The sequence below is a fragment of the Candidatus Terasakiella magnetica genome (assembly GCF_900093605.1).
GTDB classification, from domain to species: domain Bacteria; phylum Pseudomonadota; class Alphaproteobacteria; order Rhodospirillales; family Terasakiellaceae; genus Terasakiella; species Terasakiella magnetica.
The window spans coordinates 133,432-153,755 of the sequence record NZ_FLYE01000045.1; the positions used below are offsets into that span (position 1 = coordinate 133,432).

Genomic DNA, 20,324 nt, shown 5'->3' on the forward strand with positions numbered 1-20,324 from the left:
ATTTCGGTGAAAAATAAATTTACAATTTTTAACAACACCAAACACTAATCACGCGTTACACTCGCTATAACAAAAATAGACGACAATAGGGAGTGAGTTTGTCATGAGTGATGTGTATCAGGCAATGCGTGATGGTTTTGATCTGGAAATTCCAGCAGATTATAACTTTGCATTCGATTTGGTGGAAAAACGTGCCAAGGAAACGCCTGAAAAGGTGGCTTACATTGCGGTCAGCCGTGATTGTGAGACTGTTGAAGAACATACTTATGCCCATCTTAATGCCAAGGCCAACCGTTTTGCCAATGGCTTGAAAAAGCTTGGCTGTAAAAAGGGTGATTTTGCCTGTGTGGTGATTGCACGTCTGCCTGCTTGGTATGAAGTGTTGGTCGGCTCTATGAAAGTTGGTGTGGTTTCCATGCCCGGCACCAACCTGCTCACTGCCCATGATCTGGAATATCGCATTAATCGCGCGGGTGCCAAGCTTGCCATTGTTACAGCCGAACATGCCTCTAAAATTGAAGAAATTAAAGAGAAATGCCCAACGCTGGAACACCTCATTATCATTGGAGGAGAGCGCGAGGGTTGGGTGAATTTTGAAACGCTTTGCGCTGAAAACTCAGATGAGCTAGAGCGCGCTGAATGTGAGCCAACAGGGGCGGATGACCTGATGTTGATCTATTTCACATCCGGCACAACGTCATTGCCAAAAATGGTCCCGCGTGATTATTCCTATGGTCTGGCCCATAAAATTACCGGTCAATACTGGATGGGGCTTAAAGATGGCGATATCCACTGGACGCTGACCGATACGGGCTGGGCAAAAGCGGCTTGGGGTATGTTGTTCCCACCCATGCTTATGGGCGCAACTATTTTGCTTTATGATGGGGACCCGAAATTTGATGCGGATATTCACCTTAAGCTGATTGAGCGTTTTGGCGTGAATTGTTTCTGCGCACCGCCAACGGTTTATCGTGTCTTTGCCCAAATGGACCTTTCGCCATATAAGCTGGAGAGCTTAAACCATTGTATTGGTGCGGGTGAACCGTTGAACCCTGAAGTGATGCGCACATGGAAAGAGGCCACAGGCTGTGATGTTTATGATGGCTATGGTCAGACAGAAACCGTTAATATCGTTGCCAACTATAAGGGTATGGAAGTGCGCCCAGGCTCAATGGGTAAACCCGTCCCCGGCCTAACGGTTGATGTGGTTGATGAAGACGGTGAGATTGTTGAGATCGACACTGTTGGTCATATCGCTGTTAAAATGACACAGCAACACCCCCTTGGCCTGTTTACGGGCTATTTCAAGGATGAAGCCGCCAATGCCAAATGTTTTAAAAACGGTTGGTATTACACGGGTGATACGGCAACGCGTGATAAAGATGGCTACATCTGGTTTGTGGGCCGGTCTGACGATATTATTGGCTCAGCCGGATATCGCATCAGCCCGTTTGAGGTGGAAAGCGCTTTGATTGAGCATCCTGCCATTGCAGAATCGGCAGTTGTGGGCAAACCTGATCCAGTACGTGGTGAGATCGTAAAGGCATATGTGACCTTAAGTGCGGGCTATGAAGGCTCAAAAACCCTTGAAAAAGAGATTCAGGATTTTGTAAAGAATCTAACCGCACCTTACAAATATCCACGCGAGATTGAGTTCAGAGAAGCCTTGCCAAAGACAATTTCTGGCAAAATTCGCCGCGTTGAGTTACGTGACGAAGCCAAGGCAGAAGGCTAGGTATCTGATAATAAAGACAAAAAATAAAAAAAGGTGCCCATAAAACGGTACCTTTTTTTCTGCCTGATTTTTATGCGGTTTGTGTTGTAATAAAACCTTAATCAAAATATAACATTTCTGCAAAATTTGTTAACGGCTTTAGAGGCCGTCACACTGAATTCCTAGAGGGAACAGGCATGGATCTCAGTAATTTTCAGAAAATCGAACAAGCGCAATATGTCAACCGTCGTGAATTAGTACGTCTGGGCAGTGCAGCTTTGTTTCTCGTTGCGATTATCATTTATGTCGGCACAAAAATGCCGGGTAGCTTTTTGCTGATCTCAGCAGCCGTCATCGGTGGCTATATGGCCTTGAATATTGGTGCCAATGATGTTGCCAATAATGTTGGCCCGGCTGTTGGGTCAAAAACCATGACCTTAACGGGCGCGATTATCATTGCGGCTGTTTTTGAATCATCAGGTGCGATCATTGCCGGGGGCGATGTGGTGGGGACCATTCGCAAAGGGATTATCGATCCTTCTGCCATTACCGACCCTAACGTCTTTGTCTGGTTGATGATGGCGGCTTTGCTGGCAGGTGCTGTCTGGCTCAATCTGGCAACAGCCTTGGGCATGCCTGTCTCGACCACACACTCCATTGTTGGGGGCGTATTGGGCGCAGGCGTTGCTGCAGCAGGCTGGGACATTGCAAACTGGACAAAGGTTGGTCAAATCGCCGCAAGCTGGGTGATCTCACCAGTGTTAGGCGGGGTGATTGCCGCCTGTTTCTTATATACGATTAAGCGAACCATTACCTATAAGACCGATATGATTGAATCGGCGAAGAAAATCGTCCCGCTTTTAATTGGTGCGATGGCATGGGCTTTCACGACATATTTGATCATGAAAGGCTTAAAAAAGCTCTTTAAGCTGGATTTCATCACGGCCCTTGGTGGTGGTTTTGTTATTGCTTTCTTGATTTACCTGATTGTGCGCCCGCTGATTGCTAAGGCTGCAGAAGGTCTTGAGTCCAACAAAGCCTCAGTCAATAAACTGTTTGTCATTCCGCTGATTTGTTCAGCAGCCCTCTTAAGCTTTGCCCATGGTGCAAACGATGTGGCAAATGCGGTTGGGCCACTGGCAGCGATCTATGATGTGATTTCACATGGGGCCATGGCGGCAAAAGCCTCTATCCCATTGTGGGTGATGGTCATTGGTGCCTTGGGTATTTCCGTAGGTCTTGCCCTCTTTGGTCCGAAACTGATCCGCACAGTAGGCTCTGAAATTACCGAGCTGGATCAGGCGCGTGCCTTTTGTATTGCCATGGCAGCTGCCATTACGGTGATTATCGCCAGCCAATTGGGCTTGCCTGTCAGTTCAACTCACATTGCCATTGGGGCGATCTTCGGGATTGGTTTCTTGCGCGAAGCCATTAAATCTAATTACGGCAATATGGTTGTGGAAATTAAATCCCACCATGAAGGTAAAGATGAAGCCGAAGTTGCCGCTTTCCTTGATAAGTTTGAAACAGCAAGCTTTGAAGAAAAAGGCTTCATGTTGAAAGACTTGAAAAAGAACAGAGAAGCCCCAACCGTTACCAAGAAAGAACGCAAGAGCCTTGCCAAAGAATATAAGAAGGAATTGGTGAAACGCTCAGCTGTCTTAAAAATTGTGGCGGCATGGGTGATTACTGTACCGCTTTCAGGCCTGTTGGCTGCGATCATTTACTTCACAATCCGTGGCATGCTTTTGCCGTGAGACTTGTGAGATAACATATTAAAAAAGCCATCTTGAAATTAATCAAGATGGCTTTTTTTGTAACTGTTTTTTAAAAACTGAATGAGTTACCCAATCGGGTTCATAAAGCTTTCAGGCAGGGTTGCAACACCGTTATAAAGAACCTTCTCCCCAGATACACGCACCTTACGCTCAGCAATGAGTTTTAGGGCCAGTGGGTAGATTTTATGTTCTTGTTCCAACACGCGTGCACCAAGGTCATCTGGACTGTCTGAAGACAGCACAGGCACAGCCGCTTGTACGATAATCGGGCCTTCATCCATGGCAGGGCGCACATAATGCACTGTTGCGCCATGGAACTTAACGCCCGCTTCAATAGCGCGCTCGTGCGTGTGTAGCCCTTTAAAGGACGGCAACAGGGCAGGGTGGATGTTGATTAAGCGATCACGCCACTTATGCACAAAACTATCAGTTAGCAGACGCATAAAGCCTGCCAGACAGACCATCTGGATTTTATCGCTATCAAGAACCTGATGCAGGGCGTCTTCAAACGGTTCACGACCATTATATTTTTTATGGTCCACAACCGTTGTCTTGATCCCGGCCTGTTTGGCACGCTCAAGCCCGTAGGCATTATCCACATTAGAAATCACGCGAATGATCTCTGCTGGGGAATCTTCAGCTGTGCACATGTCAATCAGGGCCTGAAGGTTACTGCCACCACCAGAGATGAGAACAGCGACTCTTAGCTTTGCCATGTCTCAATACCTGAAATTTCAACCAGTTCACCTTCGCTGCGTTTTACAACAGAGCCAAGGTTGGTTACGGTTTCGCCACCATCTTCAAGGATTTTTGTCAACGCATCAACTTTGTCTGCATCAACAATCACGCACATGCCGATACCGCAGTTAAAGGTACGTGCAAGTTCGCTATTGGCAATGCCGCCAGCTTCTGCCAACCAAGAAAAGACTGCTGGAAGTTTCCAGGCAGAACCATCAAGGTCAACACCAAGGCCGTCTGGCAAGACGCGTGGAATATTTTCCACAAGACCACCGCCTGTAATGTGCGCAAGAGCGTTCACGCCGCCTGCTTTAATGGCAGCCAATGTGCTTTTGACATAAATTTTTGTGGGATCAAGCAGGGCTTCTGCCAAGCTGCGCGAGCTATCAAACGGGGCAGGTGCGCTATAATCAAGGCCAGCGGCCTCAACAACGCGGCGTACCAAAGAAAAACCGTTGGAATGAAGGCCGTTTGAGGCCAAGCCCAAAACAACATCGCCTTCTTTAACATTGGCACCTGTCAGTTCTTGTCCGCGCTCAACCGCGCCAACACAGAAACCAGCCAAATCATAATCACCTTCGCTATACATGCCCGGCATTTCAGCGGTTTCCCCACCGATCAATGCGCTGCCCGCTTGCGTGCAACCTTCAGCGATACCTTTGATGATATCGCGACCAGCAGAAACATCAAGTTTGCCTGTGGCGTAGTAATCAAGGAAAAGAAGTGGTTCAGCACCTTGGACAACAAGGTCGTTTACGCACATGGCGACAAGGTCGATTCCCACCGTGTCGTGCTTGTCTGCCAAAATGGCGACTTTAAGTTTGGTGCCGACACCATCTGTGCCTGACACAAGGATTGGGTCTTGATATCCTGCTGCGCGCAGGTCAAAGAAAGCACCAAAACCACCAAGGCCATCCATCACGCCGGGGCGTTTTGTGGACTTTGCGAGTGGTTTGATCTCATCGACCAAATCGTTCCCGGCATCAATATCGACGCCTGCATCTTTGTAGGTGAGACCTTTTTGATCTGCCATGACCCAACCTTCATCTATATCTGATATGAAAACGGCGTCCAACATACACGATGTTGAACGCCGATGAACATACTGAATTGAGCCCAGTTTGCAATGAAGAAAACGTTTTTAGACGTTTTTCTTTTAGGCACATTGCTCCAGCGGCTTCATGCTTTCAATTGCAGTCCCGATATTTTGCCAAACGGACGTTGTTTCCTGATCGTGGCAACGGTTTAGGTGATATTGATATTTTTCTACAGCCTTTGAATGGCCGTATTCATCAATAAGATGTTCTGCGATTTCTTTTGGGCTTACGCTCATTTTCATGGAAATGACTCCTTTTAAATGTGGCAGTATGCTTCTAGCGGTATGTTTTTGTTTTTATTGCACTGCGATATTGCCATTGTGCAGTGCGGTAGTCAAGGGCGACTTTGTAAAAAAATTGTTACAGAATCCTAAAGAATTGCCATTTTCTTGCATCTGGTTGAAAAACAGGGCAAAACTGTCTCAAGACATTTTAATGCATGAGGCTTTCCATGATTCTTCACTTGCGCATGTTCGGTTTTATGACCTTACTTTTTGCGGCTCTTTTTCTTTCACCTAATGCGGTGAATGCAGTAGATGTATTTGAGGTAAAAGGGGTTTATGTGGATGTGACGGCAAAATCTGTGACCCAAGCGCGCAAAAAAGCCATGCGCGAAGGCCAAGGCCGTGCCTTTGATATTTTGCTTAAACGATTAACCATGCGCGATGATCGCGATCTTTTGCCATGGGTGGAGCCAAAAGACAGGGCGCAATATATCCGTGATTTTTCTATCAGTGGTGAGAAATCATCCTCTGTGCGTTATCTTGCGACTTATAGCTATCATTTCAAACCTGATGCGATCCGCCGTTTGCTTAAATCGCGCGGTATTGCTTTTGCGGAAACCATAAGCAAGCCTGTGCTGGTCCTGCCTTTGTTTGAAAATGGATCACAGATCACCTTATGGGATGAACCAAACCCATGGCGTGCGGCTTGGAGTAAGGTCGGTACACAAAACGGTCTTGTGCCCATTGCTTTGCCCTTGGGGGACTTGGCTGATATCTCGGGACTTTCTGTACAACAGGCAGCCAGTGTGGATGAGAGCGCCTTGTCCAATATGGCAAATCGTTACGGGGTCAACAGCGCAACGGTTACCCAACTGGTCGTGACCGGGCGTGATCTTGAAAATCAGCCCAATAATGTGGATCTGGTGATTAACCGCGTGGGTTCTAAATATGCAGGGCGCACAACTTTGCTGGGCCTTGGCGCAAAAGAAGGGGAAACATCTGAAGATTTCCTCAAACGCGTGGCGATGGACGTTTCGGATTACTTACAAGAAAGTTGGAAGCGCGATAACCTGTTGCAGTTTGGCGTGGTGGATGTGCTGCCGGTTAATTTGACCATTGGTAATTTGAAAGAATGGCTGAGCGTGAAAGAGCGTTTGGGCAAGGTCGCTGTGGTACGCCGCATTGAACTGGCGTTATTATCACGCGATGCCGTACAGCTTAACTTACATTTTATTGGCAAGTTGGACCAGCTCATCGGCTCACTTCGTCAAGTCGATCTGGATTTAACCGTCACGGGTGAAAGCTGGTCACTGGTTAATCTGGGTGAGGGTAGCCGTTCGTGAGTCAGCAGTTTTGGCTGAATATTCCCAATATGATCACCATCGCGCGCGTAATGGCGGTGCCATTTATGGTGTGGTTGATTATTTCCCATGAGTTACAGGCCGCCTTCTGGCTGTTTATTGCCGCAGGTATCAGCGATGGTGTTGATGGCTATCTGGCAAAAATTTTAAAAGCGCGTACCCAAATAGGTGCCTTTTTAGACCCGATTGCGGATAAACTCTTGCTGGTGAGCGTGTTTGTTGTCCTTGGGGTGCAAGAGCTTATTCCCTTATGGTTGGTGATCATGGTGGTCTTTCGCGATATGGCCATTGTCATTGGGGCGGCCTTAATAGAATTGCTGACACGGGATTTAAAAATGTCCCCAAATTTCAGCAGCAAGGTTAATACCACCGTGCAGATTGTCCTGCTTTCTTTTGTCTTGGGCGTGCATGGTTTGGAAGTGACTGATATGATATGGGCCATTGATGTGTTGGTTTATATAACCGCGCTGACCACCTTGGTTTCCGGGCTGATTTATCTTTATCAGTGGGGGATCAATATCTCAAAGGAAAATGGGGAGTGATATGGAAGCATCGAAGCAATTAAAAATCTGGTCCATCAGTTTGCTGGTTTTTATCCTGCTTCTGTATGTGTTGCATGATGTGCTCACCCCGTTTGTTGCGGGTATGGCCGTGGCCTATTTTATAGACCCCATTGCCGATAAGCTGGAGAAATGGGGCCTGTCGCGTACAACGGCAACCAGTGTCATCACCGTTGGGTTTTTTATCATTATGATCGGGGCATTATCGCTCTTACTTCCGGTGCTGACTTCACAAGTCATTGGTTTTGCAGGGCGTGTACCAACCTATTTTGATCATTTGCATGGTTTGTTAAAACCTGTGGTACAGCAAGTCTTTTCTGGTGCCAGTGAAGCTGATTTAAAAGAACTTGGTGCAACAGCGGCAAGTTTTGCCAAACAGGCCTTTAGTGTGGTGGGTAATTTACTGCAACGCTTAATCAGTGGTGGGGCGGCGCTGTTTGATGTGGTTTCCATCCTTGTGTTGACCCCTTTGGTGACTTTTTATCTGTTGCGCGATTGGGACTTGTTGGTTGCGCGCATTGATCATTGGCTGCCCAGAAAACATGCCCCTGTTATTCGCGAACAATTTAGCCTGATTGATGAAACCTTGGCTGGTTTCGTGCGCGGGCAGGCTAGTGTCTGTTTGATGCTGGGGAGTTTTTACGCCATCGGCCTTTCTGTTTTAGGGCTGGAGTTTGGCCTGTTGGTTGGGCTTGGAGCAGGCTTGATTTCCTTTATCCCGTATTTTGGCTCTATCCTTGGCTTTGGGGTTTCCATCTCCATTGCGCTTGTGCAGTTTGATGACCTCACCCAAGTGGGCTTGGTCGCCGGTGTTTTTGCCATTGGGCAAATTCTTGAAGGCAATGTGCTCACGCCCAAACTGGTGGGTGAAAAAGTTGGCCTGCATCCGGTTTGGGTCATCTTTGCCTTAATGGCTGGTGGGGCCTTAGCGGGCTTTACAGGGGTGATGTTGGCTGTCCCTGTGGCTGCAATTATTGGTGTGTTGGTGAGATTCGGGCTTGCCCAATATATGAAAAGTGCGCTTTATACAGGCACGCCTTCAAACAAAGCTTGAATAAAGAAACTGAGACTGTGACGACCCATTCACAACTTCCACTGGATTTTGATTATCGCCCTTCAATGAGAGGCGATGATTTTCTCGTGTGCAGTAGTAATGCTGAGGCCGTGGCATGGCTGGATAAATGGCCAGATTGGTCCGGTGCGCCTTTTGTGGTGATCTATGGGCAGCCGGGCTGTGGCAAGACGCATCTGGCTGAAGTTTTTCGCCAAGCAACGGGCGCACAGGCTCTAAAGCTTTGCCAAGACCCTTATGAAACCATGGGGGAGGCAAGCGTGGGCGTTCTTGAAGATGTGGATCGTTTAATTGCCGATCACCAGAAAGATTTGTTTCATCTCTATAACCATGCCAAGGAAAAAGGCCTGACGTTGTTGTTAAGCGCGCGCACTGCGCCAGCACAATGGCAGATCACCTTGCCGGATTTAAAGACGCGCATGGGCGCTGTTCCGGTTGTTGAGATTGGTCAACCGGATGATATGTTGATGGAAGCTGTGCTGGTGAAACTGTTTTCAGATCGCCAGCTTAAGGTCGAGCGCGACGTCATCGCCTTCATGCTGTTGCGCATGGAGCGTTCATTTGAACAGGCCATCAGGCTTGTTCAGGAAATTGATCGCCGTGCCCTTTCTGAAAAACGCAAGATCACTGTGCCGCTGGCACGATCAGTTCTTCAGAATCTATCATAGCTTCTTCTACAATCTCATCTTTACAGATGTCTTCTTTTTTTAGCGTGCGGATCATTTTGCAGTCTTTTTCCGTCACAACAGAAAGACCATGGTCCGCAACAGTTTTTTCTGTTGCTAAATAAGAGATGCCATCAAGAGCGAAAGAGATGATTTTCAAGGCAGGAGGACCTGCACAAGCAGAGAGAAAAAGCAGGGATGACCCCAGCAAGAGGTAGGCGCGTAGTTTATTTTTATTCGGCATATTATTCTTCTTATTGAAGTTAAAAAAAACGCGGTCACACTAAGGATGACCGCGATTTCTTAACTTTGTCTTAACGCAGTTTTTTGCTTATTCTGCATTGTCTGCCTTTTCGGCAGCTTTTTCAACTTTTACCTTCTCTTTTGGAAGGTTAAGTTTGATGTGGAGTTCACGCAGCTGTTCGATAGAAACTTCACATGGTGCTTCCATCAAGAGGTCTTCTGCACGTTGGTTCATTGGGAAGGCGATGACTTCACGAATGTTTGGCTCATCAGCCAGCAACATAACCATACGGTCGATGCCCGGTGCACAACCGCCATGTGGTGGGGCGCCAAATTTAAAGGCACGCAACATGCCACCAAATTCTTTTTCAACCACTTCAGGCTCATAACCTGCCAAACCAAAGGCTTTATACATGATTTCCGGTTTGTGGTTACGCACAGCACCAGAAGACAGCTCAATACCGTTACAAACGATGTCATACTGCCATGCAAGGATATCCAGCGGGTCTTTACTCTCAAGCGCTTCCATACCGCCTTGTGGCATAGAGAACGGGTTGTGAGAGAAATCGATTTTACCCGTTTCTTCGTTTAATTCGTACATTGGGAAGTCAACAACCCAGCAGAAATCGAATTTGCTGTCGTCCAGCAGTTCCAGCTCGTCACAAACGCGGGTACGCACAACGCCTGCAAAATCAGCCGCATCATTTTCTTTACCACAGACAAAGAAGACTGCATCGCCGTTACCTAGACCACAAGCATCCAAGATTGCCTGAACGCGTTCTTCACCAAGGTTTTTGGCAATTGGGCCTTTTTGTGTGCCGTCTTCAGCAATGGCAATGTAGCCCAAGCCACCTTTGCCTTCATCGCGTGCCCAGTTGTTTAGCTTGTCAAAGAAGCTACGTGGGCGAGTTGCTGCACCGGGTGCGGGGATGGCACGAACCACATTGCCCTGATCTACCAATTTGGCAAAGAGACCGAAGTTAGAGCCACGAAACGGCTCAGTTGTATCAGTGATGATCAATGGGTTGCGCAGGTCCGGCTTGTCGTTACCGTATTTGAGCATGGATTCTTTGTAAGGAATACGCGGGAAAGGAAGTGGTGTAACTTCACGACCGCCACCAAAGTTGGTGAAGATTTCATGCATGATTGGCTCAATCGCATTAAACACATCATCCTGTGTTGCATAAGCCATTTCAAAATCGAGTTGGTAGAATTCGCCCGGTGAACGGTCCGCACGTGCATCTTCATCGCGGAAACAGGGGGCAATCTGGAAATATTTGTCAAAGCCTGACACCATCAACAATTGCTTAAACTGTTGTGGAGCCTGTGGCAGGGCATAGAATTTACCCGGATGGTTACGTGCAGGCACCAGATAGTCACGCGCACCTTCTGGTGAAGAGGCGGTCAGGATAGGTGTCTGGATTTCCATGAAGTCCTGATCCGTCATCAAGCGGCGGATTTCAGAGATTACTTTAGAACGTAACTTGATGTTGTTGTGCAGTTGTTCGCGGCGCAAGTCCAAGAAACGGTGGCGCAGGCGAATTTCTTCACCAGCTTCTTCGTTACCGGCAACCTGCATGGGCAGCACGTCACAAGCTGATTCAAGGACCAGCTCGCTGATGTAGATTTCAATCGCGCCTGTTGGCATATCAGGGTTAACGGTTTCAGCTGTACGCTTAACCACTTTACCTGTGATGGTCAGCACGCTTTCAACGCGTGCGCCTTCAGCGATTGGGAAAAGATCGGAGGACACATCGATGACACATTGTGTCATGCCATAGTGATCGCGCAAATCGATGAACAGGAGGTTACCGTGGTCACGTTTAGAGTGAATCCAACCGGAAAGGCGAACAATGTCACCTTCTTGTTCAGGGCGCAGTTCGTTACATTTATGTGTGCGATAGGGATGCATCTTTCGCTCGTCTCTTTTGCATGAATTTCAAGGGGTCATCAGATTATGATAATCTGGACAGCGTGAAATCGCATTTAAGAGGGGCAAATGTCAAGAGATATAAGGACCATTGGCCCTATTCTTCGCACTTTTTTGGGAATTAGACGGACTTGGCAGCAATAGCCCCTCGCTTGCGCAAGGGGGATAGTGGTATTGCAAGAAAATTACGCGCTTTTACCAGAAGGCAAAAGGCTGAAGTTACATGCCAATGGCAATGGCTTTGCGTACCAAGTCTGGTAGGTTCGGTGCATCCATTTTACGCATGACGGTTGCGCGATAAATTTCCACGGTGCGTGGGCTGATGTCTAAGGATTGAGCCGCTTCTTTGTTAGAGGCACCTTTAACAATCAAATCCATCACTTCGCGCTCACGCGGTGTAAGTTCATCAACCGTTTTTTTAACGATCTCGGCTTCTTCTGCAGAAGGGAGGTTTTTTTGCGGTGTGCCGCTGACGCGATCCACACAGGCAATTAACTCATCTGGCTGTACCGGCTTTTGGATAAAATCAACCGCGCCAGCTTGCATGGCTTGAACCGCCATAGGCACTTCGGCATGTGCAGTCAGGAATACAATAGGCAGGGGAAACTTCATTTCATTGAGTTTCTTTTGAAGCTCAAGCCCGTCCATTTCCGGCATATTGACGTCAAGGACGACACATCCGGTTTGAGGGATGTTATCGACTTGGGAAAGAAACTGGCTGGCAGACGCATAGGTATGGACCTTGCGTTGATCTGTCGTCATTGCAGTTTCCAAATAGTCCAAGAGGTCTTGGTCGTCATCTACAAGATATACGTTTATCGCGGCCACTTAATTATTATCCTAGTATTATTCCTTAAGGGTAGGAAATAGGGTACTAATAAAAGGGCTTTGGAATCAAGAGGGATATTGAAATAAGAGGCAAGTCTTTTGAAGTACCGAAATAATTTGTTATATAAAAATAAATAACAAAAAATATTGACTAATTAGGTAAAAGGGCTCATATAGGCTTCAGTTTAGCGTTCTGCGCTATGGAAATGAAGATAAACTGAGGCTTTTATTAATGGCTAACCAAGTCGTAACCGCTAATCGTCTGGACGATGGCCTTGCTGTTTTTTACGCAAGTGATGGTCAATGGTACAATGATATTTCTAAGGCTGAAATCGTCGAAAATGGCGATGAAAGCGAAAAACTACTTGAGCGCGCATCTGATGATGCGAATCAGTTGATTGTTGTTGGGCCTTATCTCATTGATGTTGAACAGGAAGGCACTCAGCCTGTTCCTGTTCGTTACCGTGAAATGATTCGCACAAAAGGTCCTTCTGTGCGCCCCGATCTTGGCTATCAAGCTAAATAAATAAGGAATCGAGATTAATGTATAAGTATGACGAATATGACCAAAAGCTGGTTGACGAACGCGTCGAACAGTTCCGTGGTCAGGTGAACCGTCGCTTAAGTGGTGAGTTGAGTGAAGAAGAATTCCGCCCACTACGTCTCATGAACGGTGTTTATCTGCAGCTCCATGCCTATATGCTGCGTGTCGCCATTCCTTATGGCACGATGAACAGTACGCAATTGCGCCAGTTTGCTTATATCGCGCGCACTTATGATAAAGGCTATGGTCACTTTACCACGCGCCAGAATATCCAGTTTAACTGGCCCAAGCTGGTTGATTTGCCAGATATCCTGACAGACCTTTCTAAAGTGCAGATGCATGCCATGCAGACCAGTGGTAACTGTATTCGCAATACCACGTCTGACCAATATGCCGGGGCAGCTTTTGATGAGCTGGAAGATCCGCGCCCTTGGTGTGAGCTAATCCGCCAATGGTCAACCATGCATCCTGAGTTTACCTATCTGCCGCGTAAATTTAAAATGGCAGTTACGGGCTCACCAACCGATCGCGCCGCTGTTGCAATCCATGATATCGGCCTGCGTATTCGCCGTGATGATCAAGGTGAACTTGGTTTTGAAGTGATGGTCGGCGGTGGCCTTGGTCGCACGCCCATGATTGGTAAAACCATCTGTGAGTTTTTGCCTAAAGAAGACCTGCTATCTTATCTTGAAGCGATCTTGCGGGTTTATAACCAGTTCGGCCGTCGCGATAACAAATATAAAGCCCGTATCAAAATTCTGGTCCATGAAATTGGCGCTGATAAGTTTGGCGAACTTGTGGAAGAAGAATGGGAAGCCATTCGTGACAGTGCTTTGCAATTGCCACAAGATGAGCTGGAAGAAATGCGCGCGCATTTCACACCACCTGCCTTTGAAGTATTGCCAAGCTTGAACCCGACATTTTCTGAAAAAGTTCAGGAAGATCAGGAATTTGCCTATTGGGTACAAAATAATGTGAAAGAACATAAGCAACAAGGCTATGCCATTGCTAATATTTCACTGAAACCCATTGGCGGCATTCCCGGTGATATCAGCCATGTCCAAATGGATGCATTGGCGGAATTTGCAGACCAATATAGCTTTGGTGAAATTCGCGCAACCCACGAGCAGAACCTTGTTCTTGCCCATGTAAAACGTGATGATCTGTATGTTCTGTGGCAAAAGCTGAAAGAACAAGGCCTTGCAACACCAAACTCTGGTTTGATTACGGATTTGATTGCTTGTCCGGGGCTTGATTATTGTGCGCTGGCCAATTCTCGTTCTATCCCGCTTGCACAGCGCATTAGTGAGCGTTTTGGTGAGTTGGATCGCCAGCATGATATTGGTAAAATTCAGGTCAAGATTTCGGGCTGTATCAACGCTTGTACCCACCACCATGTTGGTCATATCGGCATTTTGGGTGTGGATAAGAAAGGCCAGGAATTTTATCAGGTTACCCTTGGCGGGCGCGCTGATGAAAATGCCAATATCGGTAAAATTGTTGGGGCCGGGTTCTCAACAGATGAGATCGTTGATGCGGTTGAAACTGTTGTAAATACGTATATTTCTTTGCGTGAAAGCAAGGAAGAAACCTTCCTTGATGCCTTTGACCGTGTCGGTGAACAACCCTTTAAGGAGGCTCTTTATGGCGCTCGTTAAAAACAACCTTGTCGTTAAAGACAGCTGGACCTTTGTGGCAGATGATGCGGATTTACCTGAAGGTGATATCATCGTTACGCTTGCGCGTTGGCAAGATCAACGCGAAGAGTTGCTCGCACGTGGGGACAACCTTGGTTTAATCCTGCAAAGTGATGAAAACCCCTCAGCAATTTTTGCGGACCTGACTTTCTTTCAGGTCATCGCGCTTAATTTCCCTGTGTTTGGTGATGGGCGTGCTTATAGCTATGCACGCCTACTGCGGGAGCGTCATAAGTTTGAAGGTGAAATTCGTGCGATTGGTGATGTGTCCCATGACCAATTGTTCTTGATGAACCGTTGTGGTTTTGATGCATATGAAATTGAAGCAGATGACCAAAAAGCCTTGCAAACTTGGCTGGATGCACAGGCGGAGATGACAACCTTCTATCAGCCCACAGGGGATGGTCGCAGGACGGTCTCTTCCCTAAGGGAAAGAAGGCGTCTGGCAAAAGCAGCGTCTTAAATTTTAAAAACGCCATTTCCTTAAATTGAGGAAATGGCGTTTTTCATTTTAAATGATGAACAGGTTAAAGACGAAACCGCCAATCACTGCCATTGAAAAAATCACCAGTAAAAAAGCTAGTAAAAGCGGCCAGTAAAACAGCTTTTTCAACAAGATGACTTCGGGCAGGCTGGCTCCGCCACTGCCAATAACAAGGGCGATAATAGCTCCCATACTCACCCCTTTGGCAACGAAGGAACCTGCCAAGGGTAAAAGCGTTGTTACACGTACATAAAGCGGAATGCCGATAACCGCCGCTGTGGGGATGGCCGCCGGGTTATCAGGGCCAGCAGCTTGGCTAAAGAACTCGGCTGGGACAAAGCCATGGACAAGTGCGCCGATGAGCATAGCAATGACCATATAGGGAAACATCTGTTTAAATAAGGACCAGCATTCCACCCATGCCTTTTGCCAGAGGGTTGGTTCTTTTACGGGTTTACTGCCGCATCCGCTATTACAGCACGAGGTGGGTTTATCTTCCAGAAGTTCTGGGTTGATATATTTTTCAAAACCAAAATGCTGTAGTAAGACCCCCGCAATAAGGGAAATGCTCAAGGCCAGTACCCCATAGGCAATGGTCACTTTAAGTCCTAGCACCGGGATGAAAAGGGCAATGATGATGGGGTTAAGCAGCGGGGAGGTGAATAAAAAGGTCATGGTCGGGCCAAAGCCTGCGCGTGCCTTTAGGAGCCCCACCAGCATGGGAATGGTTGAACAGCTGCAAAAGGGCGTGATCGCGCCTAAGGCCGCAGCCCTGAAATAGCCGTGACCACTTTGTGCGCCCAAGATACGCTGGATTTTTTCAGCAGGGAGTTTCTGGTTTAACAAAGCCACACTATAGCTGATGACCAAAAATAAAACGGTCAGTTCCAAGAAGAGCTCTACAAACATAGAAGCGCTTTGATTGAGCATTTCAAGCCCTTCAGGGCTTTGAAGGAACTCGATGATCCCGGTGATATCCATAATCACACCTTTAAATATTTCCACAATTATTGAAATAACTGGGTAAAAAAATACAGATTAAAGAGTGCAGCATTCCGCATCTAAAAAGCCCATGACGTCATGAAGGGCGTCTAGTTGGGCAAAACAGTGCAATGTGCGGCCTTCTCTGACTTGTTTGACCAGTCCAACAGCAATTAAGCGATGTAGGTGATGAGACAGATTGGGGGCTGAGATTTCCAGCCTTTTTTGAACCTCTCCAACGGGAAGGCCTTTGTCACCTGCTTTGACCAGCAGGCGAAACACAGACATTCGCGTGTTGTGGCCGAGCTCACCTAATCTTTTAACTGCGATTTCTTGATCCATAAGAAGGATTATACTCTGCTTTATTCTATATTTCAATATTTAATGAAATATTTAAGTTTCTGTTATTTCAGCTTCATATAATCAAGATCAGAGGTGAGAGAGAAGATCTCTCGCGCACCTTCAAAATAAGCCCGGATTGCCCCGCGTTCCATATCGGGGATGGAGCCGCGAATATCTGCAATTTTGCGGATTTCAAAGACTTCGACCAATCCTTCATCCGGGTTGTCTTTGCGCCAGACGTAAGTGGGGTTTTGGATAATACCTTTTCTAAGGGTGCGGGTTTTGCGCACAAAGGCCTTGGTCGCAGGGCCGTATTTATCTTCGTAATATTTGATGATCTCATCAAAACCATCGGTCTTAAACATGCTAAAGACACGCGTGGCGATGCTGCCATCAAACTGGACAATACCTTGTCGCCCACGATAAAGGTGGCTTGAAACATCAAAATAATGACTGATCTTGTTTGGCCAACGGGTAGGGGTGATGCAAAAAGCAATGGTGCCACGGTTTTTGGTGAAGCATTTTGCCTTTTTGCTGAGCTCATCATCACCTTGGCCCAATGTAATATCGCGCCCAAGCCCCAAGTTTGCCTTAAGTAAGCGCTGGTCGATAGGTTTTGGTTTTTCTACCTTGATAACAACAGGCTCGACAGGTTTTTTAACCTCTTCTTTTTGTACAGGTTCTTTTTCTTTAATGAGGATATGGCGCTCTTCAGGCTCTGCTTCATTAAAGGTATCTTTAAAGAGGTTTTTCATGCGCCCGAAGAAGCCTTCACCTTCAGGCACGGCTTTCGCAACTTCTTGAGGTTCAGGCTCTTTTTCTTCCTCGCCAAACATATTGCCGATTTTGTCGAACAGCCCTTTGGACTCAGGTTCTTCTTGTGTTGTTGGAGCTTGTTTTTCAACAACAGGCGGTGCAGAAGGAATGTCTGGTGCCACGCTTTGTGCGGCAAAAGGATTGTCCGGTTTTTCTATCTCAACAGGCTTATATTCAGGCGTAGCAGGTTGTTCGCGCAATTTAACCTGCTCAATAGCTTGTGGCGTTTCTTCAACGCTTGGGGCGGGCTCTTTGTCTTTTGGGCTAAAGAAGTCACCAACACGATCAAAGAAGCCTTTTTGATCTGTTTGCTCGACCTTAACTTCTTCAATGGCTTTAACAGGCGCTTCTTCTTTAACGATGACTTGAGCGGGCTCAGTTTGTTCAACAGGTTCTACAATTTCTTGAGCAACGCTTTCAGTCTCAGGTTTTTCTGTTGTAAAGAGATTGCCAATCTTATCAAAGAGACCGGGTTTTGGTTCTTCGTTAAGGACTGTTGTTACAGGTGGCTCCACAACAGGGGGCTCACTAGGCAGAGACGGGGCAACAGTTTGGCTTGAAAAAGGCTCATCTGTGGCGGGTGTTTCTTCAATAACCTGCGGCTGAGCTTTAACCTGCTCGGTTTCTTTTATGGGGTGAGAGGTGACTTCTTCAAAGATTTCATCCAGATCAGCTTTTTCCGATTTAATCTCTTCATCTGCAACACTTGTGGCTACGGGCTGTTCCTGCTCGGCTGGTTTGAACATCTTACCAAGGCGATCAAAGAGCGAGGGCTCTAAAGCTGGTTCATTCTTGGTGAGCTCAACAGCAGGTTCAGGGGTCGGTTCGGGTTCAGGCGTGACTTCAGGCACGGCTTCAGGTGCCTTTTCAACAAACTTGATATCCTCAACGGTTTCTTCAGGCTTTTCTTCTTCAGAAGAGCTAAACAGATTGCTTAAACGATCAAAGAAAGAAGGCTCGTTTTTGGTCGCTTCTTCTGCCTGTGCGACTTCTTTTTTATGTTCAGGCTCTTCTTCTTTTTCGACCTCGACAATAACGGGCTCAGCAACAGGTTCGCTTACTCTTGGCGCTTCAACAATTACTTCTGGTTTTGGCTTTTCCACATAAACCGGAGTTGGTTGTGGGGCAAGTGGTACGTCTGCTGGCAATTGTGGGGCCAAAGCATTTGGGGCAAATGGGTCGGTTACACTGGGGTCTGCTGGCACGCTATAGGGCAGGGGCGCTTCAACTTGTTTTACAGCAACGGGCTCAGGTGTGGGAGTGGGTGTTGGCGCAGGCGTTGGTGTTGGTGCTTTTTCAAGGATTACAGGTTCAGGTGCTTCTTCAACAACAGCTTCTGGTTCAGCTTCCTCGACCCGATCAAAAATCTTGCTCAATTTATCCAGTAAAGACGGTTCTGAACTTGGTGTCTCAACAACAGGTTCAGCGAGTTTTACAGTAGGGGTAGGTGCAGCCTCAACACTCAATGGAGCTTGGGTAACAGGTGTCGGCTCAACCGTGATGGTTTCAACAATAGGTGCTGGCTCGGGGGCGCTGGGCTTTACGGGGCGTGGTGGCAGCTTTGGGGCCACTGGTGTTGGCGCAGTTGGGGCGGCCATGGGCTCACTTGGCGCAACGGTGTTGGGGGCAAACGGGTCAAATGTGTTTTGCGCCCACACACCTTGGCTTAGGCACATACAGATACCTAAGGAAACCCCAAGCTTTAAAGAATGCTTGAGACTATGGATTTGCCCTTGTTTGCCCATCAACTCGTACTTTATTCGCAAAAAAATTAACTCAATTGCGGATATTGCGATTTCACGCGCTCGGATGCAAGGAAAAACCTACCATTTCATACGCTCTTCACTGCCTGTGCGGCTATCAAAAATGCGAATGCCACCAACCGAGGCGGGGCCGGAGCTGGATTGCATTTCAGGGGTGGGCTCTTGTCTTTGTGTGCGCTCGTTCTTTTTTTGCTTTGTCACAACTGTTCTTTGGCTCAAGGCTTTGGCGATGTTTAGGCGCCCACCAGTAAGGACTTTACCTTTTAGATTGGTGAGTTTGTCGGTGCCAGACATGAGCATGTTTTTCAGCTGGATGTTATTTAGTTTCGGGTTTTGTGCGAGCAAAATAGCCGCAGCCCCACTCACAACCGGGGCAGCCATGGAGGTGCCAGAAAGGGCAATATAATTGCTTTGCGGCCAGTCTTTTTTAATGTCGCGCGGGGCGGTGCTGAGGATTTTCACGCCGGGGGCGGCAAGGTCAACGCCGCGCTTGCCATAGTTTGAAAATTCCGCAAGGTGGTCTTGGCTATCTGTTGCGGCAACGCTTAAAATACCATTTGCTGGATAGCTCGCCGGATAGCTTTTATAACGTCCATCATTGTTGTTTTGTGCGTTGCCTGCTGCGGCAACAACAAGGACACCTTCTTTACTTAAAAACTCATAGACCCTTTGGGCCATTTCTGAATGGGCATAGCCGCCAAGGCTCATATTAATGATTTTGGCCCCATGGACATAGGCATACAGAACGGCCCTTAAAATTGCTTTACTATCGCCATACCCGCAAGGACCGCCAAGGGCCTTTAAGGGCATGATTTTAATACGGTTATAGACACCAGCTACACCTATATTGTTGTTTTGTGCTGCGGCAATAATGCCCGCCACATGGGTGCCGTGAATTTCATAATCTTTTTTGGTTGGATGACCGCTACATTTAAAGCGCCCTGTGTCTGGGTCGATACTGGCAACCGGAATAGGGTTAAGATGGGAATAAGGCATCTGGTTGTTATCGTGGAAATTCCAGCCCGTGAGATCATCCACATATCCATTGCCATCATCATCTTCAAGGTTGCCCGGAATCTCTTTTGTATTTTTCCAGATATGACCCTTTAAATCTTCATGGTTAAGCTGAATGCCCGTATCAACAACGGCAACAATAATGTCTTTGCCGTTTTCTTGTTTCGGCAAGCGGTCCCACGCTTTAAAGGCAGAGACTGAATTGAGATGCCAAAGATCATCAATATATTCATCATTGGTCGGGCTGGCAGTGGCGTGATAAAGGTAGTTTGGCTCAACCGCTTCCACATTGGGATCAGAAGACATAATGCCTGCCAAATTGTCCCATTGGCCTGAAGAGGCCGGATTGGCAACTTTTACATGGGCGATGTTGAATGTGGAAAGGCTGGTGTCAATCTCAACACCTTTTCCAAGCTTGCTGGCCCAGGTGGGTTTCATTCCTTTTGCCATTGATTTCAATGATTTATCATTTT

Annotated in this window: 19 protein-coding genes; 9 read left to right on the plus strand and 10 right to left on the minus strand. The window is 47.2% G+C overall.

The annotated features are described in order from the left end of the window. Window positions 1–103: 103 nt before the first annotated feature. A complete protein-coding gene (locus MTBPR1_RS14010) occupies window positions 104–1,735 on the plus strand; it encodes an acetate--CoA ligase (protein ID WP_069189642.1) in 1,632 nt (543 codons plus the stop codon). Window positions 1,736–1,911: 176 nt separating this feature from the next. After that, a complete protein-coding gene (locus tag MTBPR1_RS14015) occupies window positions 1,912–3,471 on the plus strand; it encodes an inorganic phosphate transporter (protein ID WP_069189643.1) in 1,560 nt (519 codons plus the stop codon). An 86-nt stretch (window positions 3,472–3,557) separates the two neighbouring features. On the opposite strand, the gene purN is transcribed toward MTBPR1_RS14015, so the two are convergent. The 3 genes from purN to MTBPR1_RS14030 all read right to left on the minus strand — a co-directional run bounded on the left by purN (window position 3,558) and on the right by MTBPR1_RS14030 (window position 5,569). Next, complete coding sequence (gene purN, locus MTBPR1_RS14020) at window positions 3,558–4,208, minus strand: phosphoribosylglycinamide formyltransferase (RefSeq protein ID WP_069189644.1); 651 nt, start codon at window positions 4,206–4,208, stop codon at window positions 3,558–3,560. After that, window positions 4,196–5,263, minus strand: a complete 1,068-nt coding sequence (gene purM / locus MTBPR1_RS14025; RefSeq protein WP_069189645.1) for a phosphoribosylformylglycinamidine cyclo-ligase — start codon at window positions 5,261–5,263, stop codon at window positions 4,196–4,198. The genes purN and purM overlap by 13 nt, the downstream gene beginning before the upstream one ends. A 123-nt stretch (window positions 5,264–5,386) precedes the next feature. After that, window positions 5,387–5,569, minus strand: a complete 183-nt coding sequence (locus MTBPR1_RS14030; protein ID WP_069189646.1) for a hypothetical protein — start codon at window positions 5,567–5,569, stop codon at window positions 5,387–5,389. 209 nt (window positions 5,570–5,778) lie between these two features. On the opposite strand from MTBPR1_RS14030, the gene MTBPR1_RS14035 reads away from it, so the two are divergent. From MTBPR1_RS14035 to MTBPR1_RS14050, 4 genes are all read left to right on the plus strand, one after another. Continuing rightward, complete coding sequence (locus tag MTBPR1_RS14035; RefSeq protein ID WP_165602679.1) at window positions 5,779–6,894, plus strand: DUF2066 domain-containing protein; 1,116 nt, start codon at window positions 5,779–5,781, stop codon at window positions 6,892–6,894. Then, window positions 6,891–7,454 (plus strand): CDP-alcohol phosphatidyltransferase family protein, encoded by a 564-nt coding sequence (locus tag MTBPR1_RS14040; protein WP_240492917.1) that lies wholly within the window; start codon window positions 6,891–6,893, stop codon window positions 7,452–7,454. Before MTBPR1_RS14035 ends, MTBPR1_RS14040 begins: the two co-directional genes overlap by 4 nt. A 1-nt stretch (window position 7,455) precedes the next feature. Further along, the gene (locus MTBPR1_RS14045; RefSeq protein WP_069189648.1) at window positions 7,456–8,526 is read left to right on the plus strand and encodes an AI-2E family transporter; all 1,071 of its coding nucleotides are present in this window, start codon (window positions 7,456–7,458) and stop codon (window positions 8,524–8,526) included. 86 nt (window positions 8,527–8,612) lie between these two features. Next, complete coding sequence (locus MTBPR1_RS14050; RefSeq protein WP_126465273.1) at window positions 8,613–9,212, plus strand: HdaA/DnaA family protein; 600 nt, start codon at window positions 8,613–8,615, stop codon at window positions 9,210–9,212. Here the strand turns inward: MTBPR1_RS14050 and MTBPR1_RS14055 are convergent. The 3 genes from MTBPR1_RS14055 to MTBPR1_RS14065 all read right to left on the minus strand — a co-directional run bounded on the left by MTBPR1_RS14055 (window position 9,169) and on the right by MTBPR1_RS14065 (window position 12,210). Further along, on the minus strand, window positions 9,169–9,453 hold the full coding sequence (locus MTBPR1_RS14055) for a hypothetical protein (protein ID WP_069189649.1): 285 nt from the start codon (window positions 9,451–9,453) through the stop codon (window positions 9,169–9,171). The genes MTBPR1_RS14050 and MTBPR1_RS14055 overlap by 44 nt on opposite strands. 87 nt (window positions 9,454–9,540) lie before the next feature. Beyond that, entirely contained in the window at window positions 9,541–11,364 is a 1,824-nt protein-coding gene (gene aspS, locus MTBPR1_RS14060; RefSeq protein WP_069189650.1) for an aspartate--tRNA ligase, read from the minus strand. Between the two features lie 237 nt (window positions 11,365–11,601). Beyond that, window positions 11,602–12,210 (minus strand): response regulator transcription factor, encoded by a 609-nt coding sequence (locus tag MTBPR1_RS14065; protein ID WP_069189651.1) that lies wholly within the window; start codon window positions 12,208–12,210, stop codon window positions 11,602–11,604. A 232-nt stretch (window positions 12,211–12,442) separates the two neighbouring features. Between MTBPR1_RS14065 and MTBPR1_RS14070 the strand changes: the two genes are divergently transcribed. The 3 genes from MTBPR1_RS14070 to MTBPR1_RS14080 are packed head-to-tail and all read left to right on the plus strand — an operon-like array spanning window position 12,443 to window position 14,914. Next, window positions 12,443–12,736: a DUF2849 domain-containing protein gene (locus MTBPR1_RS14070; protein ID WP_069189652.1), complete on the plus strand. Its 294-nt coding sequence runs from the start codon at window positions 12,443–12,445 to the stop codon at window positions 12,734–12,736. Between the two features lie 17 nt (window positions 12,737–12,753). Next, the gene (locus MTBPR1_RS14075; RefSeq protein WP_069189653.1) at window positions 12,754–14,412 is read left to right on the plus strand and encodes a nitrite/sulfite reductase; all 1,659 of its coding nucleotides are present in this window, start codon (window positions 12,754–12,756) and stop codon (window positions 14,410–14,412) included. Next, window positions 14,399–14,914: a DUF934 domain-containing protein gene (locus MTBPR1_RS14080; protein ID WP_069189654.1), complete on the plus strand. Its 516-nt coding sequence runs from the start codon at window positions 14,399–14,401 to the stop codon at window positions 14,912–14,914. Before MTBPR1_RS14075 ends, MTBPR1_RS14080 begins: the two co-directional genes overlap by 14 nt. A 48-nt stretch (window positions 14,915–14,962) precedes the next feature. On the opposite strand, the gene MTBPR1_RS14085 is transcribed toward MTBPR1_RS14080, so the two are convergent. The 4 genes from MTBPR1_RS14085 to MTBPR1_RS14100 all read right to left on the minus strand — a co-directional run bounded on the left by MTBPR1_RS14085 (window position 14,963) and on the right by MTBPR1_RS14100 (window position 20,289). Further along, window positions 14,963–15,916 (minus strand): permease, encoded by a 954-nt coding sequence (locus tag MTBPR1_RS14085; protein WP_069189655.1) that lies wholly within the window; start codon window positions 15,914–15,916, stop codon window positions 14,963–14,965. Window positions 15,917–15,973: 57 nt separating this feature from the next. After that, a complete protein-coding gene (locus MTBPR1_RS14090; protein ID WP_069189656.1) occupies window positions 15,974–16,258 on the minus strand; it encodes an ArsR/SmtB family transcription factor in 285 nt (94 codons plus the stop codon). A 62-nt stretch (window positions 16,259–16,320) separates the two neighbouring features. Then, window positions 16,321–18,819, minus strand: a complete 2,499-nt coding sequence (locus MTBPR1_RS14095; RefSeq protein WP_069189657.1) for a hypothetical protein — start codon at window positions 18,817–18,819, stop codon at window positions 16,321–16,323. Between the two features lie 78 nt (window positions 18,820–18,897). Next, window positions 18,898–20,289 (minus strand): S8 family peptidase, encoded by a 1,392-nt coding sequence (locus MTBPR1_RS14100; protein ID WP_165602680.1) that lies wholly within the window; start codon window positions 20,287–20,289, stop codon window positions 18,898–18,900. Between the last annotated feature and the right edge of the window lie 35 nt (window positions 20,290–20,324).

Coding starts and splice junctions, on each gene's coding strand:
- MTBPR1_RS14100 (WP_165602680.1), bottom strand. CDS start 20,289: ATGAAACCCACCTGGGCCAGCAAGCTTGGAAAAGGTGTTGAGATTGAC.
- MTBPR1_RS14090 (WP_069189656.1), bottom strand. CDS start 16,258: ATGGATCAAGAAATCGCAGTTAAAAGATTAGGTGAGCTCGGCCACAAC.
- MTBPR1_RS14070 (WP_069189652.1), top strand. CDS start 12,443: ATGGCTAACCAAGTCGTAACCGCTAATCGTCTGGACGATGGCCTTGCT.
- MTBPR1_RS14035 (WP_165602679.1), top strand. CDS start 5,779: ATGATTCTTCACTTGCGCATGTTCGGTTTTATGACCTTACTTTTTGCG.
- purM (WP_069189645.1), bottom strand. CDS start 5,263: ATGGCAGATCAAAAAGGTCTCACCTACAAAGATGCAGGCGTCGATATT.
- MTBPR1_RS14030 (WP_069189646.1), bottom strand. CDS start 5,569: ATGAAAATGAGCGTAAGCCCAAAAGAAATCGCAGAACATCTTATTGAT.
- MTBPR1_RS14015 (WP_069189643.1), top strand. CDS start 1,912: ATGGATCTCAGTAATTTTCAGAAAATCGAACAAGCGCAATATGTCAAC.
- MTBPR1_RS14085 (WP_069189655.1), bottom strand. CDS start 15,916: ATGGATATCACCGGGATCATCGAGTTCCTTCAAAGCCCTGAAGGGCTT.
- MTBPR1_RS14055 (WP_069189649.1), bottom strand. CDS start 9,453: ATGCCGAATAAAAATAAACTACGCGCCTACCTCTTGCTGGGGTCATCC.
- purN (WP_069189644.1), bottom strand. CDS start 4,208: ATGGCAAAGCTAAGAGTCGCTGTTCTCATCTCTGGTGGTGGCAGTAAC.
- MTBPR1_RS14010 (WP_069189642.1), top strand. CDS start 104: ATGAGTGATGTGTATCAGGCAATGCGTGATGGTTTTGATCTGGAAATT.
- MTBPR1_RS14045 (WP_069189648.1), top strand. CDS start 7,456: ATGGAAGCATCGAAGCAATTAAAAATCTGGTCCATCAGTTTGCTGGTT.
- MTBPR1_RS14080 (WP_069189654.1), top strand. CDS start 14,399: ATGGCGCTCGTTAAAAACAACCTTGTCGTTAAAGACAGCTGGACCTTT.
- MTBPR1_RS14075 (WP_069189653.1), top strand. CDS start 12,754: ATGTATAAGTATGACGAATATGACCAAAAGCTGGTTGACGAACGCGTC.
- MTBPR1_RS14095 (WP_069189657.1), bottom strand. CDS start 18,819: ATGGGCAAACAAGGGCAAATCCATAGTCTCAAGCATTCTTTAAAGCTT.
- aspS (WP_069189650.1), bottom strand. CDS start 11,364: ATGCATCCCTATCGCACACATAAATGTAACGAACTGCGCCCTGAACAA.